This is a genomic window from Halobacillus sp., from assembly GCF_049282395.1.
In the GTDB taxonomy this organism is placed as follows: domain Bacteria; phylum Bacillota; class Bacilli; order Bacillales; family Halobacillaceae; genus Halobacillus.
The window spans coordinates 1-3,411 of the sequence record NZ_JBAPTY010000430.1 but is presented as its reverse complement, the minus strand read 5'-3'; the positions used below and the strand labels follow the sequence as shown (position 1 = coordinate 3,411).

The window sequence follows — 3,411 nt, the reverse complement described above, 5'->3', positions numbered from 1 at the left end:
TTTGTAAGCTCCTGAATCAACTGACCGTTATGAATGATTCCAATTTTCGTGGCAATTTTAGAAATTTCTCCTAGGATATGGCTTGAAATGAAAATTGTGGTTCCTCTTGTATAAGCAAGTTCATGTAACAAATCTCTAATCTCCACAATACCCGCTGGATCCAGCCCATTAGAAGGTTCATCAAGCAATAATATCTCCGGTTCATGAAGGAGTGCTTTAGCTATTCCCAGGCGCTGGGCATTTCCCATTGATAAATGTTTGGCTTTCCTATGTTCGTAAGCGGATAGTTTTAAGCGATGAATCATATGATTGACGGCAGTATTACCCTTTAATTGATAATAGCTCCGATTAATTTCCAGGTTTTCTCTTACCGTGAGCTCCGGATAAGCATGAGGCGTCTCTACCATAGAACCTACTTGGTTCCAAATTCGATAATTTCCAGGGTTCACAGGTTGACCATTGATAAAGCACTCTCCCGATGTTGGGCGGACCATGCCAAGCAGCATACGGATCGTGGACGTCTTACCAGCTCCGTTGAGTCCTATAAATCCATAGATTTCCCCTTTTTTCACCCGTAAAGAAACCTTATCAACCGCTTTTACCCCATTATAGGTTTTGGTTAGATTACGCGTACAAATTTTATCATCCACTAGTTAATCCTCCTTAACCACAAGACCATCTACCATAAATTCAATCAGCATAGCAATAGTTTCTGGATACACGTCTTCCCCTATTTCCTTCTTGTGAAGGCTCATGGTGAATAAGGCTCGAAGCAATCCTGCAAGAGTATCACTGTCAATGGGGCGGATCACTCCGCTTTGCTTCCATTTGGTTAAAATTAAGTCTACTGATGCCGCATCCTTTTTGAAATGACTATCCAATTTTTCCGGTGGAAGTTTACTAACCATGGATTCATAGTTACGATCGAACAGAAGGTTTTTCAATAAAGCATTGTTTTCAATGGTATGAAAGGTTTGTAACAGCAAATCTTTCATTGTCTGTTTTGTATCTTCTGCTTGACTTAAGTCAACGGACATAAACTCCTTCTTAATCGATTCTTCCTCTTGCTCCACGATCTCAAAAAACAGTTCCTCTTTAGAATGATAAAAGCTGTAAAAAGACCCTGGCGAAATGCCGCTTGCCTTCGCTAACTCCATAATACTTGTCTTTTTTAACCCAAACCTGCTAAAGAGGACTCTCCCCTCTTGTTGTAACGTTTCTTTTATCCTTTGCTTTTCCAGTTTATTAAAGCCTCTAGGCAATTTCCTCACCTCATTTGTAATCGTATGAATAAAAAATATTTATATTCATATATTTATATTATATCCAATCGCAGTATTTTGCAATTCCATGGGCAAGACCTCAAACAATAAAAATAAACCCACCATTCAATTACTGGCGGGTTTATCATAATGGACGAGACAATTTTCTTTAAGTACCTCTCAATCCGTAGCACATTCGGTGTCTCCATACTTTCTTCATAAGGTTAAAGCCCTCAGCAGGGGGCAAGTCGATCCGATTTATCTTTATCCTTTCTGCTTCATTTTCTACCTACAGTTGGTGGAGTGCATCGACCAAGGTGTTGAGCAACAATTGCATGTCTTCTTCCTCGATGGTGAGCGGGGGCGATAGAGTAAGAACATTATTATACCCTGCCACCGTCATCCCGTTCTTACCTATTAAAATGCCTTGGTCTTTGCAATAGCCAATCACCTGGTTGACTTTACTCACTTCGAGGGGCTCCTTCGTCTCTTTATCCACGACGAGTTCAATTCCTATCAAAAGGCCTTTGCCGCGGATATCTCCCACATACTTATGAGTCCCGAGACGGTGAGTGAGTTCATTTCTCGCGGCTTCTCCAAGAGCTCTGGATCGGTCGAACAGATTTTCTTTTTCCATGATCTCAATATTTTTAAGTGCAACAGCACAGGCTGCCGGATGACCGCCGAACGTATTGATATGGCGGAAAAAGTCATACGGTTCGCTGCCGCAAAAGGCTTCATAAACCTCTCTTTTAACGGCTGTTGCCGAAAGAGGCAGGTAGGCGCTGGTAATTCCTTTGGCCATCGTGATGATATCCGGTTTGACGTCATAATTCATAAATCCAAACGGTTTACCTGTCCGGCCGAATCCACAGATGACTTCATCCACGATCATAAGGGCACCGTGCCGTTCACATACAGCTTTTACCTCTTTCATATATTGCTCTGGCGGAACGATGACACCTCCACCCGTGATAATCGGCTCCATAATGACGCCGGCGATTGATTCACTATGTTCCCATGTCATCACTCGATCCATATCTTGAGCTCCCCACTGGTCCTTCTCACTGTGATCATTTCGATATTCATCGGGCGGGGCTACATGCAGGAACCCGGGACCCAGGGGCTCATATTTATACTTACGCTGAGCCTGACCCGTCGCGGCGAGAGAGCTGGTAGAGTTTCCATGATACGCCCGGTACCTGGAAATAAATTTGGTACGGTAATAATCCCCTTTTTGCTGATGGTACTGCCGAACCATTTTAAACGCCGCTTCATTCGCTTCCGATCCGCTGTTGGAAAAGAAGATCACATAGTCATCGCCTAACAGCTGATTAATCTTCTCCCCTAATTGAATCGCGGATTCATGGCTCTGTGTCATCGGCATATAGGATAGTTCTTTCATCTGGTCAAAAGCAGCCTGAGCTAATTCTTCTCTTCCGTATCCAATATTCACACACCACAATCCCGACATAGCGTCGAGATAACGGTTCCCTTCTACATCCGTAATCCAGGAACCTTTCGCACTTTTGGCTACCATTGTATCTTCAGGTTTATAAGGTTTCATCGAATGCCATACATACTTTTCGTCTTTTGCGAGCAATTCGCTCTTCACATCAGCTTTTGTCAACGGAGGAACCCCCTTGAATTAGAAATATAAGGTAATATTTTGAATTATCTTAATTATCTAACATATACAAAAAACTTTCATTAGACATTGTGTCAAATGGTTAAAACGATCCTTTCACACAATGACTACGCGGCGGACTAAACCGAGTTTCTTCTATTATATCGATGCTTCCTCCTTCTCCACCTGGGTTTGCGTCCATAAAAAAAACACTTATTCCATGTCAGAATAAGTGAACACCCGTCTGCGGGCGTGTCTATAAGAAATAGTCAACTGGAAATGGTTTTTTGATACTCATTTGCGAGCAGTGCAAACTCAAGGACCTGTCTTTTTTCCGATTCCATGAAGTCGGATCCTAACAGTTTTTCCAGTTTCTCAAGCCTGTGGTACAGGGTTTGACGCACGACAAAAACTCTGTCCGCTGTTTCTTTTTTGGACCCAGTGCAGGATAAATAAACCCTTAACGTTTCTAATAAGTTCGCATTGTGCTTCAGATCATCTTGAATGATCGGCTCTAAATAC

At 42.5% G+C, this 3,411-nt stretch carries 4 protein-coding genes; all 4 read right to left on the bottom strand.

The window, feature by feature from the left end:
- Positions 1 to 650 (bottom strand): ABC transporter ATP-binding protein (locus tag WAM07_RS17870; protein ID WP_422168742.1); only part of this gene is annotated, 650 nt, incomplete at its 3' end.
- A gap of 3 nt (positions 651 to 653) precedes the next feature.
- A complete protein-coding gene (locus WAM07_RS17865; RefSeq protein ID WP_422168741.1) occupies positions 654 to 1,271 on the bottom strand; it encodes a TetR/AcrR family transcriptional regulator in 618 nt (205 codons plus the stop codon).
- 280 nt (positions 1,272 to 1,551) lie between these two features.
- A complete protein-coding gene (locus tag WAM07_RS17860) occupies positions 1,552 to 2,892 on the bottom strand; it encodes an aspartate aminotransferase family protein (RefSeq protein ID WP_422168740.1) in 1,341 nt (446 codons plus the stop codon).
- A gap of 266 nt (positions 2,893 to 3,158) precedes the next feature.
- Positions 3,159 to 3,411 (bottom strand): helix-turn-helix domain-containing protein (locus tag WAM07_RS17855; RefSeq protein ID WP_422168739.1); only part of this gene is annotated, 253 nt, incomplete at its 5' end.